This window comes from Thiocapsa sp. C2-2m, assembly GCF_041903745.1.
In the GTDB taxonomy this organism is placed as follows: domain Bacteria; phylum Pseudomonadota; class Gammaproteobacteria; order Chromatiales; family Chromatiaceae; genus Thiocapsa; species Thiocapsa roseilacustris.
The window spans coordinates 134713-147780 of the sequence record NZ_JBBWVD010000008.1; the positions used below are offsets into that span (position 1 = coordinate 134713).

Annotated in this window: 17 protein-coding genes and 1 CRISPR repeat array; of the genes, 15 read left to right on the forward strand and 2 right to left on the reverse strand. The window is 65.2% G+C overall.

Annotation, left to right across the window (positions count from 1 at the left end):
- Positions 1 to 26: 26 nt before the first annotated feature.
- A complete protein-coding gene (locus AADX97_RS08080) occupies positions 27 to 314 on the reverse strand; it encodes a hypothetical protein (protein WP_374233579.1) in 288 nt (95 codons plus the stop codon).
- Between the two features lie 153 nt (positions 315 to 467).
- The gene (locus AADX97_RS08085; protein WP_374233580.1) at positions 468 to 1814 is read right to left on the reverse strand and encodes an FAD-dependent oxidoreductase; all 1347 of its coding nucleotides are present in this window, start codon (positions 1812 to 1814) and stop codon (positions 468 to 470) included.
- Positions 1815 to 2086: 272 nt separating this feature from the next.
- Here AADX97_RS08085 and AADX97_RS08090 point away from each other — a divergent pair, with 272 nt between their 5' ends.
- The 15 genes from AADX97_RS08090 (at position 2087) to AADX97_RS08160 (ending at position 12837) form a co-directional block, all read left to right on the forward strand.
- The gene (locus AADX97_RS08090; RefSeq protein ID WP_374233581.1) at positions 2087 to 3358 is read left to right on the forward strand and encodes a tyrosine-type recombinase/integrase; all 1272 of its coding nucleotides are present in this window, start codon (positions 2087 to 2089) and stop codon (positions 3356 to 3358) included.
- Positions 3359 to 3562: 204 nt separating this feature from the next.
- Positions 3563 to 3766 (forward strand): helix-turn-helix transcriptional regulator, encoded by a 204-nt coding sequence (locus tag AADX97_RS08095; RefSeq protein ID WP_374233582.1) that lies wholly within the window; start codon positions 3563 to 3565, stop codon positions 3764 to 3766.
- Between the two features lie 281 nt (positions 3767 to 4047).
- Positions 4048 to 6816 carry a DUF5906 domain-containing protein gene (locus AADX97_RS08100; protein ID WP_374233583.1) on the forward strand — a complete coding sequence of 923 codons (2769 nt, stop codon included), beginning with the start codon at positions 4048 to 4050 and terminating at the stop codon, positions 6814 to 6816.
- The gene (locus AADX97_RS08105) at positions 6816 to 7175 is read left to right on the forward strand and encodes a hypothetical protein (RefSeq protein WP_374233584.1); all 360 of its coding nucleotides are present in this window, start codon (positions 6816 to 6818) and stop codon (positions 7173 to 7175) included. The genes AADX97_RS08100 and AADX97_RS08105 overlap by 1 nt, the downstream gene beginning before the upstream one ends.
- Positions 7172 to 7516 carry a hypothetical protein gene (locus AADX97_RS08110; protein ID WP_374233585.1) on the forward strand — a complete coding sequence of 115 codons (345 nt, stop codon included), beginning with the start codon at positions 7172 to 7174 and terminating at the stop codon, positions 7514 to 7516. Before AADX97_RS08105 ends, AADX97_RS08110 begins: the two co-directional genes overlap by 4 nt.
- A 77-nt stretch (positions 7517 to 7593) precedes the next feature.
- Complete coding sequence (locus tag AADX97_RS08115; protein WP_374233586.1) at positions 7594 to 7896, forward strand: hypothetical protein; 303 nt, start codon at positions 7594 to 7596, stop codon at positions 7894 to 7896.
- Positions 7893 to 8333 (forward strand): hypothetical protein, encoded by a 441-nt coding sequence (locus AADX97_RS08120; RefSeq protein WP_374233587.1) that lies wholly within the window; start codon positions 7893 to 7895, stop codon positions 8331 to 8333. The genes AADX97_RS08115 and AADX97_RS08120 overlap by 4 nt, the downstream gene beginning before the upstream one ends.
- Positions 8334 to 8396: 63 nt before the next feature.
- Positions 8397 to 9488, forward strand: a complete 1092-nt coding sequence (locus AADX97_RS08125; RefSeq protein WP_374233588.1) for a S49 family peptidase — start codon at positions 8397 to 8399, stop codon at positions 9486 to 9488.
- Positions 9481 to 10110 carry a hypothetical protein gene (locus AADX97_RS08130; protein ID WP_374233589.1) on the forward strand — a complete coding sequence of 210 codons (630 nt, stop codon included), beginning with the start codon at positions 9481 to 9483 and terminating at the stop codon, positions 10108 to 10110. Before AADX97_RS08125 ends, AADX97_RS08130 begins: the two co-directional genes overlap by 8 nt.
- Positions 10107 to 10322 carry a hypothetical protein gene (locus AADX97_RS08135; RefSeq protein WP_374233590.1) on the forward strand — a complete coding sequence of 72 codons (216 nt, stop codon included), beginning with the start codon at positions 10107 to 10109 and terminating at the stop codon, positions 10320 to 10322. Before AADX97_RS08130 ends, AADX97_RS08135 begins: the two co-directional genes overlap by 4 nt.
- 86 nt (positions 10323 to 10408) lie before the next feature.
- Entirely contained in the window at positions 10409 to 10687 is a 279-nt protein-coding gene (locus tag AADX97_RS08140) for a hypothetical protein (RefSeq protein WP_374233591.1), read from the forward strand.
- On the forward strand, positions 10684 to 10887 hold the full coding sequence (locus AADX97_RS08145; protein ID WP_374233592.1) for a hypothetical protein: 204 nt from the start codon (positions 10684 to 10686) through the stop codon (positions 10885 to 10887). The genes AADX97_RS08140 and AADX97_RS08145 overlap by 4 nt, the downstream gene beginning before the upstream one ends.
- Before the next feature lie 331 nt (positions 10888 to 11218).
- A CRISPR array of direct repeats spans positions 11219 to 11687; the repeat unit is 35 nt; unit sequence GTCCGAACCCATCCTGGATCGGGTATCGCCTTCCG.
- Between the two features lie 375 nt (positions 11688 to 12062).
- Positions 12063 to 12266: a hypothetical protein gene (locus tag AADX97_RS08150; RefSeq protein ID WP_374233593.1), complete on the forward strand. Its 204-nt coding sequence runs from the start codon at positions 12063 to 12065 to the stop codon at positions 12264 to 12266.
- Positions 12263 to 12652, forward strand: coding sequence for a hypothetical protein (locus tag AADX97_RS08155; protein ID WP_374233594.1), 390 nt, complete (start codon positions 12263 to 12265; stop codon positions 12650 to 12652). Before AADX97_RS08150 ends, AADX97_RS08155 begins: the two co-directional genes overlap by 4 nt.
- Entirely contained in the window at positions 12649 to 12837 is a 189-nt protein-coding gene (locus AADX97_RS08160) for a hypothetical protein (RefSeq protein WP_374233595.1), read from the forward strand. Before AADX97_RS08155 ends, AADX97_RS08160 begins: the two co-directional genes overlap by 4 nt.
- Positions 12838 to 13068 lie beyond the last annotated feature (231 nt).

Sequence of the window (13068 nt, forward strand, 5' to 3'; positions counted from 1 at the left end):
TGTGCGTGTCGGCCTAGCGTTCGCCGTCATCGCAACGGCGGTGTCAGGGCGACGGCCTTCTCGGCGGATGCGTGACTGTGCTCGGCATCGACGATCTCGTAGGGGTAGAGGTCGATCCCCGCGTCGGCCCCTGCCGCGAGGATTTTCTTGCGAGGTCCAACCAGGATGGGCGTGATGATGCCGGCCTTCGCGGCATCGACGGCCCCGCCCAATGCCGCGGCATTACAGGGGTGGGCGACCGCGGTCGGTGCCGGCGGAATGGTTTCGACGGCGAAGATCAGACGCTGGAAATTGCCGTGCGTTGCAGTGGTCATGAAGCTGAGCCTCGTGGACTTGAATCAGCAGGTCTTGACCATTGGTCCGACCGCATGGGCGGCTGATTGCGTCGTCAGGCCATCCTGGCCTGAAAGAATCAGGGCTGGAAGCCCAGACTACGCACGATTCGTCAGCCCCTGGCGGTCGCCGACTCAGTCGAGCGCCTTGCTCAACTGCGACGCGGCAATCAACAAGGGCGACCAAGAGGGACCAAACGGCGGCGCGTAGGCCAAGTCCATGTCGTAGATCTGCTCGGCGGTCATACCGGCGTGGATCGCCGCGGCGGCGGTGTCGATCTTGTGCGCGGCCGCCTCGGGGCCGACCATGCAGCAGCCGAGCAGCTTGCGCGTCTTGCGCTCTCCGATCAGCCAGACCGAGAGCTTGCCACCGCCGGGGTAGTAGCCGGCACGGGTGGAGCCGACGATTTCGGCGGTCGCGGTGTCGAGTCCGGCCGCATCGGCTTCTTTGCGCGACAACCCGGTGCGGGCGACCTCAAGTCCGAAGAACTTGAACACGGCCGTGCCGAGCACCGGAGGGGCCGGGCGTTTCAGGCCGAAGATGTTGTCGCCCGCGAGCTTGCCCGCCCGATTGGCACGCAGCGCAAGCGGAAACCAGACCGACTCCCCGGTGATGGCATGGATCGCGTCGGCGCAGTCGCCGGCTGCGTAGATGTGCTCCTCGGAGGTTTGCAGGTAGGCGTCCACCGCGATCGATCCGGCGGCCCCGAGCGCCAGTCCCGCGGCCGCTGCCAGCTCGGACTCGGGGCGAACGCCGGTCGCGACCAGCACCAGATCGGCCTCCAGGATGGCTTGCGCGGTCTTGACGCTGATCGCCGCACCGGTGCGCTCGATCGCCTCGACCCGTGTGCCCAGCAGCATCTCGACCCCGTGCGCCTTCGCTTCGTCCATCACGCGCGCCCGCAGCGTCTCGGGCAGCCAGGGCAGGATCTCGGGCAGGGCCTCCACCACGGTCACCTCGGCGCCCATCTCCCGGAAGTTCTCGGTCGCTTCCAGCCCAATGTAGCCGGCGCCGATGACCACCACACGCTTGGGCGGATGTGCCGCCATAGCCGCTTTGATGGTCCGCCCGTCGTCGATGGTTTTGAGCGGATAGGCGCCGTCACCCCAAAGGGTATCTAGCCCCTTGATCGGCGGCACCGAGACCCGCGCGCCGGTGCAGATGATCAGCTTGTCGTAGCCGAGCACGAAATCACCCTCGGCGTTGCGTCCGCCGACCTCGCGCCGGCTCGGGTCGATCTTCAGCACCTCGTGGCCGAGACGCACGTCGATGTTGCGCTCCTCGCGAAAGCGCTGCGCTGAGATGACAAGCAGGTCGTCCATGTCCGTGTCCGGAGGCAGCTTGTACGGCAGTCCACAGGCGCCGTAGGAAACGTCCTGGGTCTTCTCCAGAACCATAATCTCGGCGTCGGGGCGTGCCCGCTTGGCCTGACTCGCCGCGCTCATCCCTGCGGCCACACCGCCGATGATCACCACTCTCATACTCGCTCCTCGCGCCGGATCGCTGCTGTTCGGTTGCCGCGCCGATGGTAGCGACCAGGCGGACGACCGACAAGGACGTGGTGCCCAGAAGCTGAGCACCAATCATTTACCACCGCCGCAGCCAACCCCGCGCCACGTCTATCTAAAACTTCCTAAGTGGTTGACTAGGTTATGACATTCAACGACATGTAAAGACATTCTTTACCGATAAAACGCCATCGAATACACTTCGAAGCTGTGGCACACCTGTAGCAATGCCCATAGGCGTTTTGATGTCCGACCAACCGACCGCCCCGAAATCACCCGCCCCGAGGCGTGCTCCGGTCGCGCTGTCCGATCAACTGGTTCGCACCCTGCCGGCGCCCGCGACAGGCAAGCATGTCGTCTTCGACCACCACCGATCCGCGCCGAAAGGCTTCGGTCTGCGCATCATGGCCAGTGGAGCACGGTCGTTCGTGCTGCGCTACCAGACGAAAGCCGGCGCCGCGCGTATCCAAACGATCGGAGCATACCCGACATGGACCCTCGCCGCCGCCCGCCTGGAGGCGAACGCGATCCGCCGCCGCGTGGATTGCGGCGAGGACCCGCTGGCGGAGCGCCGAAAGGAACGCACGGACCCGACCGTCGCCGATCTGGTCGACACCTTCGCGGCCGCCCGGCTCGGGGAGCTCGCGAGCGGCCCGGAAATCCGCCGCTACTTCGACCGTGACCTGATCCCGGCCCTCGGAAAGCGCAATGTCCGAACCATCACGCGCGCCGACATCATCGGCTTGGTCGAGTCCCGAGCAGTGAAGACCCCGCGCGCCGCCGCCCTGCTCCTCAGCTACATCAAGCTGCTGCTGTCCTTCGCGGAGGATCGGGAGCTGATCGAGGTCTCACCCGCGACCGGCATCAAGGGGATTCGGATCAACAAGCGCATGGCCACCGTAAAGCGTGGCCGCACCTTGGACGATGACGAGATCCGCGCGTTCTGGAGCGCCGCCGACACCTGCGGCATTCATCGCCTGACCGCCCTCGCCTTGAAGCTGATCTTGGTTACCGGGCAACGCCCCGGCGAGGTCCTGGGCATGACCGAGACCGAGATCGAGGGCTCTATCTGGACGATACCGGCGAGCCGCCGCAAGACCGGCACGGGGCACAGCATTGCCTTGACCAAGACCGCGCTGGCCCTCGTGAGTGACGCCCGCGCGGAGGTCGCGCGCCTCGCCAATCGCCGCAACTGGCCCGAGTCGCCTTATGTCTTCGAGTTTAGGGAGGGCCACCCCGGAACGGTCGCAGCACTTTCAAAAGCGCTGACCCGCTACCGCCCCGCCCTCGGGAGCCGTGACCACCCGGACTGGGGTTACTGGCGACCGCACGACCTACGCCGCACCTGCCGGACCCGCCTCGCCGAGATCGGAATTCCCCAAGAGATCGCCGAGCGCGTCATCGGTCACGCCGCTCAAGGCGTGACCGGGGTCTATGACCGGCACAAGTATCAGCAAGAGATCCGCGCGGCCCTGGAAGCATGGGAACTCCGCCTGATCGAGATCATCGGCCATTGAACGAACTAATCCATGACGTTGACGGTGCAGCGTGCCCTGCTTGTATCAAAACGGAAGACTTCCGAAATGATACAAGAATAGGCAAAAACCATACCGAAACTGACGCCGCGCTTTCCGGGATTCCCGGAGGACAGTCGAATTAAGTCTGCATAGAGTGTCTCTGTCGACATGTAACCCCCAACGACAGCCAAAAAGGACACACCGATGCGATTCGCCGACGACTACATCCGGCCCACCGACGCCGCCGCGGAGCTTGGTTGCACCGAGCGCACGCTCGCCCGCTGGCGGAGTGAAGGACGTGGCCCCGCCTATACCCGTATCGGCGCCCGAGTCTTCTACAGGAAAACAGCGCTGACGGATTACGCCCGAGCCGCGGAAGTCCAGCCGGTTAGGAGTGCGGCATCATGAGCCGCCGAAGCCAAGACCGACGTGCAGCACGACGCGCCAAGAGCTCGAAGCGCTGGACGAAAAACGCCCCGACAGGAACCGACTCCCGTCGAGGCGTTGAGATGGGCGACCGACCCGAGTACATTGAAAGCCGTCCACGAAGGGTCTCGCAAACCCTTCGCGATTAAGCTCCGACTGGATAAGAGTCCGAGCACCGGCGAGACAATCATACCGCGTCCGCGGTCGGTCTGTCGCGCCCCTGCCCGCCTGTCCGGTCGGTCCCGTACATCACGGAGACCGACGTGTCCGACGCAATCACCAACGCCGAGTTCCTCGCCGCACTGTTCGGAGAACTCCCGGAATCAGAATACCTATGGTGCGCTCACTTTCCGACCCACCCCAACAAGGCGAAGCCGATCCAATGGGGCGGGTATCCTGTAGCCGGCCCTGTAGGCGACCACCCCGACCGCAATACCTATTTCTCGGTTGCAACGCTGCAAACGGATCAAAAGGGAAAGAAACACCGACGCCTTGAGAATTTTGCGCGCTTGGTGTGTGTCGTGCTCGACGACGCCGCGCCGCTGAAAGGCATTGCCCCGACGTGGATCCTGGAAACCTCCCGACCGGAAGGCCGATCGAACTGTCAGGTCGGTTACAGGCTGGCGGATCCGATCGAGGATGTGGGGGCGGCCACCCGTTTGCATCGTGCCCTCGCCGACGCGGGCCACATCACCGCCGACAAGAACGGGAACAACCCGGTTCGTTACGTCCGGCTCCCGGTCGGCTCCAACACAAAGCACGACCCGCCGCACCCCCACCGCCTTTTAACTTGGGAGCCCGCGGCCCGCGTCACCCTTGACGACCTTATCCTCGGGCTCGGGCTCGACCGCGATGCCATCCTGAGCCCGCCGCACGTCACGACAGCCCCGATCGAGACGCCCTCGAGCACCGAGCCCGCCGCCGAATGGCTCCCGAAGGCGCGCCGCCTCGCCTGGAACGGAGCCCGCCGCACGCACGACGACCCGGCCCTCGGTCGCCACGCGGAAATTTACAAGCTCGGGTCCTTTGCAGCGCGCGACGGGCTCCCCGAATCGGCCCTGGATTTTATCCTCGCCGAGTTTGCCGAGCGGATGCGCCCCACCAATACGAACGGCGAAGCCGCCCCGATCAACATCGAGGCCGAACGCAAGACCATTGCCGACGGGTATGCCCGTGGCGTTGCCGATGGACGGTCCGCGCCGCCCCCCCCTTCGGGTAGCGAAAGCCCCCGCGGCGAAAATGCCCGAAACGGTCCGGTAGGCATGGATGAACTACGCGCGCGAGATGAGGAGGAAAACGCTTCCTTATTATCCTGTAACTCCTTCGACTCCTTCGAACTGCTTCGCCACGCGGGTTCAACCCCTTCGCAACCCCTTCGCAACCCCTTCGCAATTACGCCTGGTGAGCTGATCGAGAACGGGGAGAAAGGTCCGCGTCGCATGATCGACTCAGCCGCCGCCGACGTCGTGTCGCGCGCCTTGACCGATCGTCTCGCATGGGATGCCGAAGCCGGTTCGTGGCTCCTTTGGGTCGGCACCCATTGGCGCCCCCTGGTGACCGCAGCCCCCGCCGAGAAGCTGATCGCCGACGCCGTGGCCGTGGGGACGGACCCGCTCGGCTACCGACTCGGCTACCTGACCGGCATCACCGGCATTGCCTGCCGCCGCGGGCTCCTTCCTCCTCCGACCTGGCCTACCGGCGTGGTCCCGTTCGAGAACGGCCTACTGGACTTGAAGACCCGCACCCTGCAGCCAGCAGCACCGGATTACGCGCTGGATTGGTCGCTCCCCCATCGGTTCGACCCGACCGCCAAATGCCCGAACATCAAGGCGTGGTTATCGTCGGCGGTCGAAAATGATGAAGAAACGGTGCAACTGCTCCGTGCGTGGCTCGCCGCCCTGGTGCGTGGGATTTTTCTGGAAATGTTCCTCGTTTTGATTGGTCGAGGAGGATCGGGAAAGGGGACATTCCAGCGTCTCGCGATGGCTTTAGTCGGAGCCGTCAACGTCGCTATCAGCTCGCTGCGAGACCTGGAAGAAAACCGCTTCGAAACTGCCAAGCTCTACGGCAAACGCCTTGCCATGATCAACGAAGCCGGACGGCACGGAGGCGCGCTCAACATGCTGAAAGCGGTTACCGGAGGCGACAGCATCCCCCTTGAGCGCAAGCATGTGCAGCAATCGGGCTCCTTCGTCTTCAACGGACTAGTCCTGCTGGCGACGAACGAGCAGATAGCATCGACCGACGCCACCTCGGGGCTTGAGCGCCGACGCGTCATGGTGCGATTCCCCAGAACGGCAACCCCGGCCGAACGCGAGGATTGGCGCAGCCGCGGAGGCGAGCAAGGCGTCCTGCATGCCGAGATGCCCGGTCTCATCAACTGGCTGCTGGATATGCCTGTTGCGGAGATCCGCCGACGTATCGAAGCCCCTCCCGAACGGGTCGCCGCCGACAACCTGCTCGGTATGGCCGCAGGCAATACGGTTGCGGACTGGATGATGTTGTCGTGCATTCCCGGTCGGCCCGATAAAACCGCCGACCACGACCTTTATGTGACGCAGATCGGCGAGAAGAAGGAGGTCCGCGAGTCCGGCTCGATCACCTTCGCGCACTGGCACGACCGCCTGTATCCGAACTATCTCAAATGGTGCGACGAACAGAACCGCCGCCCGGTGTCCGTCGTGAAGTTCGGAACGGTCCTGATGGATATTGCCGAGTCACTTGGTTACCTGCTGGAGAACGGCCAACACCCCCGCACCCGTGCATCCTGCATCTACGGGCTTCGCTTGCGCCTTCGCAGCGAGGATTCCAACAGCTGGTTAGAAGACTCCCACGACTGGGTTGCCTCGGTTCGCCAAGCTGCGAAGGGGTTTGAGGCGTGCGAAGGAGTCCGCGAAGGGGTTGAACAGGCGTGGCGAAGGAGTGCGAAGGAGTCGAAGGGGTTTGCGCAAACTTTAGTTTCAAACGCGCACAGCCCGGAGGCGTCAGTAGGCATAGATAGACTACGCGAAGCCGATGAGGCCCGATTCTGATGAGCGCCGCCGCTGCCATTCAACGGCTCCGCGCTGCTGGATTGGAGCTCCAAGCGGACGGGGACGACTTGATTGTTCGCCCTGCTTCGCGCGTCACGACAACGCATCGCGAGCTGGTGCGGATCTACAAGGCCCAGATCGTCCAGATACTGGGCAACGAGCAGAACCCCCAGGTCGCCCCGCCGCCCATCCTGGATCCAGCCGATCGGACCCTCGCCGACGCCTATCTCGACGCCATCGGCGAGACGGACCCCGAGCTGCGTGCCGAGTATCTCGACAACCTAGCGCGCAACCCGCGCTTCATACCCCAGATGCACGCCGCCGCCGTCGCTGCTGGCGTGGCAAGGTGGAATCCATGAGCCGTAAAGACATCGCACGGCCGCCCGTGCACTGCCCCGAGTGTCGCTTCTTCGTCCAGGGTGAGCGTCTGTGTCGGGTCGCTCGGAAGGTCTTCATCACGACGCGCTCGACCACGTGCAAAAAGTATCAGGCGGTAAACCGCCCCGAGCCCGCGCCGCCGGTTTCCAACGGTCGGCATTGGGAAGTATCGGAGCTTTGGTCGGCCCTCACCTTCGAGGAACTCGACGCCGCCGTGTCTGAGATCACGGTCGACGCGTCGGGCTCCGTATGGGTCCGGTACGCCTGCGGAGCAGCGATCGAAGACATGAGAGCGGTCGGCCGCGTCATTATCGGATCGTAAGTGGGTCCTTCCACCGCCCGCGTAGGGTGCGGGCGGCAAAGCCCCGGACTTTGGCTAGGTACTTATACGGAGCTTTTATGGTTATTGATTCAATGGGTTACATCAAGACTACCTGCATACCCGAGCTTCTTCTCAGCGAGCGAGGGGTCCACTGGTCAACCGCGAGCGTCCGGTCCTGGATTGTGCGACAGCCAGCCGAGTTTCCGCTTGTTCCGGCCATCTCGGGTCGACCGGGGCAGTCCCACCGGTTCGAGCCGGCTGCCGTCCTGCGCTGGTACGACGAGGAACGCGCACGCATCGCGATCCGCAGCATCAAGACGCGACTCGGGCGCATGCGCGACACCGGCACGGCGCTGCCCGAAGGATGGGATTGGGTATGAGTCCCGCGGAGTCCCTGATCGCCGTCGCGCGCCGCTTGTCCGCCTTCAATTTTGAATCCGGATCGCCAGAGCGCCGCATGGTCGACGCGATCGAGCGCTGGCTTTCCGCCGACGCCGCGACGCTGGACGAGGCCCTTGGGCTTACCGGCGCCCCCGGCCGCGAGACCGCCCGAACGCTGCACCGCCGCGCGCTACGCGACCGGCACCTGGTCGCTGCCCATGGCATCATCGGCGCCGCCTCGCCGTGGCGCGGATGCCTCGCCCTGGCCGATGAGATCGCCCGCTTCGAGTCGGTCATCTGGCCCCGCTGGCGTGACCTACCGGAGCCGCCGCCCGGCGCCTCGCTGCTGCGCGCTGAGCTCTTCGCCGCCCGACAATTCGGCACGCTGCCCGGGACGCCGATGCAGTTGTCGCGCATCGTCAACAACGCGAGCTGACGCTGTTGATGTTGCCCTGCCCGGCCGATGATGCGATCACCGCCACACCACCGGCCGTGCAGAATGCTCGACGCACTTACCGACCCCTGGGCAATCGAGCCCGACGCCCTACGCCCGATCACCGACGCACTGGAGCGCCTCGCCACCGACCCGCGCGCTACCGACCAGTTGCAGCGCCGCGCCGCCCTGGATCGCCAGCCAGCGCCTGGCGTGCGCATCATTCCGCTGTACGGCCCCATCCTGCGCCGCAACAGCTTCCTGAGCCGACTCCTCGGCTGGCCCACCGTCGAGGCCCTCGCCCTCGAGATCACCGCCGCGAACGACGCTCCAGGCGTGGGACGGATCGTCCTGGACATCGACAGTCCCGGAGGTGTGGTCTGCGGTACCGCGGAGCTCGCTGCCCTGATCCGCCAAAGCCGCAAGCCCGTCGTGGCCTATGTCGAGGGAATGGCCGCGAGCGCCGCCTACTGGCTCGCATCGGCCGCTGACGAGATCGTCTGTGGTCGCTCCGCCCTGGTCGGCTCCATCGGCGTGGTCGCGACCTACCGCCCCGACCGCAACGCCCCGACCAAGGTCATCTCTTCGCAAAGTCCGCTCAAGCAGGCGACGCCCGAGACCGAGCACGGCCGCGCCGAGATACAGCGCACGGTCGACGCCCTCGCCGCGGTCTTCCTCGCCGACGTGGCCCGCTACCGTGCGACGACACCCGCCACCGTCGCGACCAACTACGGCCGTGGCGGACTCCTGGTCGGCTCCGCCATCGTCAAGGCCGGCATGGCCGATCGAGCAGGCACCTTCGCATCAACCCTGACCAGTCCCCGAGGATCCACCATGAAGCCAACCGACAGCGCCGCCACCCGGCTCGAAGCCGTCCGCGCCCGATACCAGTCCGAAGGCATGAGCCGCCCCGAGGCCGTCCTGCGCGCCGCTCGCGAACATGCGGAACTCGCCGCACAAGCCGCCGCCGATCACGCCCCGCCGCCGCTCGACAACAGCGTCGCCGACGCATACCGCGCCACGATCGACACGCTTGTGATGCACGGGGAGCCGAGGGCGACCGCTCCACTGCGCCTCGCCCGCGAAAACCCCGAGCTCGCCCGCCGCTATGGCGCTTACGCCGCCCGCCAGCGTGCGGAGGTCGCCACCCATGGCTAACCTCGAAAGCGTCATCAGCGGTCTGCGTGCGGCCCTTGGCAAGGCCACCGGAGACTTCAGCGCGCTACGCGCCTCGGTCGAGCGTCTCAAGCAGGAACGCGAAGACGTCGCCGCCGCCCCGACCAACCGCGTCGACATCATCGACGCGCTGAATCTGCGCATCGACGGCGCCGCCGCGCACTATCGCGAGGCCCTGGATCGCCAGCTCGACCACTTTGCAGGCATCGGCCCGAGCTACGTCGCGCGCCACCTGGATCTTGAGCGCAGCGAAGAAACCGGACTCTTCCACCTGCTGCGCCACTACAAGACATGGGACGCGCCGCGCAAGCTGGAGACCCGGCGCAGCGTATCCGACGCCGCGCTGTGCTTTTTCGTCGGCCCCGAGACCATCAAGGCCAAGCTCGCCGAGCGGGTCGCCGCGCTGCGAATTCCGAACGAGGGACTCCCGGCCGCCGCCCGCGAGAAGCGCCTCGAGGAGCTGGATCGCCAGATCGAGAAGGCCGAAGGCGAGCTGCAGGCGATCCGCGACGCCGCCCGCGAGGCCGGACTTGTGCTCGCCGACCCGGAAGGCGTCCGCGAGCCGTCCGGGCCACGGATCACCTTCACCGGGAAAGGCGTATGAGCGCCGACCATCCGCGCGTGATGAAGGTCCTCGAGGACGTCGACGCCTGGCTTGCCGTGCGCACGACCGCCGAGCCGACCCCCGAGCAGATCGCCGCCGCCCGCCGCGCCACCGCCCGGCTGCATGAGATGAACGCCGTAGACTTGTTGCTGGTGCTGCGCGACACCCGCGAGCTCGGGCGCGCACCCTCCGAGGTCAATCTCGAGGTTTGATTTTGCGATGGACCCCGCCATGGGGGAAGGAGTCGCCGCCGGCGCGTCCATGGTGAGCCGGCAACCCCTTTCAACGGAACCCCGACGTGGCACACATCGAGATCAACCGCACCACCTGGACGAAGCTCGCCGACGCCGCCGACGTGGCCTTTTGCGTCACGTCACGGGATTTCGACGGATTCGAGGTCCTGTTCGGGTCCGACCGACCGGCGCCCGACGCGCAAGGCGCGCTGGTCCCGCCCGGCTTCGCCAACGGCGTCAACCGCCTGCATGGCACGGGGCACGCGTGGGGCAAGGTGCCTGCGCGATCCAGAAACGAGACATCTCTCGTCATCACCACCGCCGCCGATCCGCCGTCACAGTGACGAACAGCGTACAACTGCAGATCGACGGCCCCCTGATCGCCGCCAACGACTCGGGCGGGTTCGACCTGCGTGCGACCGACGAAGACACCGCCGTCGAGATCTTCCGGTCCTGGTTCCGAGCAGAGCGCGCACGGCTCGACCGGGAAGCCGCCGCCGCCGCGCGACGCGCCCGGATCCGCCTGGTACCACCGCCCCGCTGAACAACGCCCTGCCCGGATGAATACTTTGCGCCGGTATGCGAGCGCTCGCAAACCGCGACTGAAGAAGTACCTGAACCCGAATACACCCCGGAAACGGCACCTGAACCCGCTGAATCGCCTGTCGAGACCGAAGCAAAAAGCGAGATTCAGAACGACGACGTGACCGCGGCCGGTCAACACCCTGCCCCGGTTGGGGTCTCCTACTCTGTAAGGAGACGCCCCGGGTAAGTGACGGTCACAACCTCGCGACGTCGCGAGGTTTCAAAAGTAAGCGCCGTGACTGTCACGACGTCCGGCCAAAGTCGCGTTTGAGACGCGACTTAACCCCAGGGTCCGAACGCTACCTGGATCGGGTCACGCCTTCCGACGTTGTGCCGGAACCGGCACAACGTGGCTTTTCCGCAACGTCCGAACGCAATCTGGATCGTGTCACGCCTTCCGGCGCGTTTTAAATTCGGGATCCGAATCCCGAATTGCGTCCGAACGCATCCTGGATCGGGTATCGCCTTCCGGCCTGATCGAAAATTAAAGACTTTAAAAATCGATCAAGGTCCGAACCCATCCTGGATCGGGTATCGCCTTCCGGCATTTTCCATTTGTTCTTCGCAAGCAGAATCTAGGGTCCGAACCCATCCTGGATCGGGTATCGCCTTCCGACTCCGCCCATAAGGTTACACACACGTGACCTTATCGTCCGAACCCATCCTGGATCGGGTATCGCCTTCCGACAAAGCTGCTGAGGTTTACCACACGTGTAGTAAAGGTCCGAACCCATCCTGGATCGGGTATCGCCTTCCGACCGCACCCGCCAAAATCGCCAGTATCGGCGATCACTTGCGCGACCCCTTGAGGATCCAGCGCCGACCGAGAAACCCGACGAACGGTATAGAATTCCGCCCGCACGCTGTTACACTAAGCATATGTCACATGTTACCGATACCGAGAAAGGGAAACCGACCCGCGTCCGCATGGCCGAATGGCGTGCTCGGATGCGAGCAGAAGGATTCGTGTCGGTCACTGACTGGGTACCCGCGGAGTCGAGGCCCCTGGTCCGGGATATCTGCAAGAAGCTGAGGGAGGGAAAGAGAAGCGCGAAACCGAAGTGAAGCGGCACCCAAGGGCGTTGGCGCGCCCGAGGATGCCTGACCACAACCCACCTGATACCGAGGTGAATCATGGCTAACCGCCAGCATAGCAGCACGCACGCGCGCCGACTTGAGCGCGTCATCCGCCGAGCGATCGGCACCGGCAACAACGCCACCCTGCGCGCCGTCGCAACCCTCGCGCACGACCACCACCTCGGCGCCGTCCAGGCCCGCGCCGAGGCTGCGCTTCGCTTCATTGGAGACCGCCAACCCCCGCTGGAGATCGAACGATGAGCACCGCATACACCGGAATGGATGAGCTGTGGAGAACGGCGTGGGCGTTGCAAGGCCTGACCCGAACGCTCGACATCGAAGACCATGAGTCCGTTGATACGGAGTTCGAGCGCGACCGCCTTTCAGGAATCGCGAGCGCCGCCCACATCCTGTCGGCCCGCCTGCTCCAGATCGCCGACGCCTTCAACGACGCCCTGTCCGGTCGGCACTCGCGAGCCCTTGAGCGCATCGCCGCCGACACCGGGGAAACCCCCGTGGAAGCCGCCGCCCGCCTGCTGTGCGCGGCCCTGGATGACGACATCGCGCAGCGCGAAGCCGCAGCCGCCGCCGAACGGGCGTGCATCGTCGCCGAGGCCCTCCGGGCGAGGGCGGAGCGCGCAGCATGAAGCCTTCAATCCAAACCCTCAAGGCCACCCGCGACCAGGCCCAAGCCGAGTTCGAGCGCATGGAAGCCGCCGCCCGCATGATCCGCGCCGAGCTCACGGCCGCCGAACGCAAGGCCCGGGCCGCCCGCAAGGCGTTTGAAGCCGCCCGCCTGGCGTGGGTCGATGCCGTGGAGGGCAACCCATAGGCGACCGCGGAAGGCGCCCGTAACTCACGTGAGTAACGGGCGCAACCCTTGCGTGGTTGCGGTCACGTTTGGTCGGTTTCTGATCTTTGGCACCATTGGTGCCAAATCAGAAAAACCCGCCTTTTCAATCCCGATCGACCTTAAACAGGCCGCTTCTCGGATTTGCTACCAATGGTAGCAATCAGAAAACCCGGCCCTTCGGGTTGGAACCATTTGCGTATTCCACGCCCA

Excerpts from the sequence above, each read along its gene's own strand:
- AADX97_RS08080 (WP_374233579.1), bottom strand. The coding sequence starts at position 314 with ATGACCACTGCAACGCACGGCAATTTCCAGCGTCTGATCTTCGCCGTC.
- AADX97_RS08090 (WP_374233581.1), top strand. The coding sequence starts at position 2,087 with ATGTCCGACCAACCGACCGCCCCGAAATCACCCGCCCCGAGGCGTGCT.
- AADX97_RS08130 (WP_374233589.1), top strand. The coding sequence starts at position 9,481 with ATGGCTAACCTCGAAAGCGTCATCAGCGGTCTGCGTGCGGCCCTTGGC.
- AADX97_RS08160 (WP_374233595.1), top strand. The coding sequence starts at position 12,649 with ATGAAGCCTTCAATCCAAACCCTCAAGGCCACCCGCGACCAGGCCCAA.
- AADX97_RS08120 (WP_374233587.1), top strand. The coding sequence starts at position 7,893 with ATGAGTCCCGCGGAGTCCCTGATCGCCGTCGCGCGCCGCTTGTCCGCC.
- AADX97_RS08135 (WP_374233590.1), top strand. The coding sequence starts at position 10,107 with ATGAGCGCCGACCATCCGCGCGTGATGAAGGTCCTCGAGGACGTCGAC.
- AADX97_RS08155 (WP_374233594.1), top strand. The coding sequence starts at position 12,263 with ATGAGCACCGCATACACCGGAATGGATGAGCTGTGGAGAACGGCGTGG.
- AADX97_RS08085 (WP_374233580.1), bottom strand. The coding sequence starts at position 1,814 with ATGAGAGTGGTGATCATCGGCGGTGTGGCCGCAGGGATGAGCGCGGCG.
- AADX97_RS08150 (WP_374233593.1), top strand. The coding sequence starts at position 12,063 with ATGGCTAACCGCCAGCATAGCAGCACGCACGCGCGCCGACTTGAGCGC.
- AADX97_RS08095 (WP_374233582.1), top strand. The coding sequence starts at position 3,563 with ATGCGATTCGCCGACGACTACATCCGGCCCACCGACGCCGCCGCGGAG.
- AADX97_RS08125 (WP_374233588.1), top strand. The coding sequence starts at position 8,397 with ATGCTCGACGCACTTACCGACCCCTGGGCAATCGAGCCCGACGCCCTA.
- AADX97_RS08115 (WP_374233586.1), top strand. The coding sequence starts at position 7,594 with ATGGTTATTGATTCAATGGGTTACATCAAGACTACCTGCATACCCGAG.
- AADX97_RS08110 (WP_374233585.1), top strand. The coding sequence starts at position 7,172 with ATGAGCCGTAAAGACATCGCACGGCCGCCCGTGCACTGCCCCGAGTGT.
- AADX97_RS08105 (WP_374233584.1), top strand. The coding sequence starts at position 6,816 with ATGAGCGCCGCCGCTGCCATTCAACGGCTCCGCGCTGCTGGATTGGAG.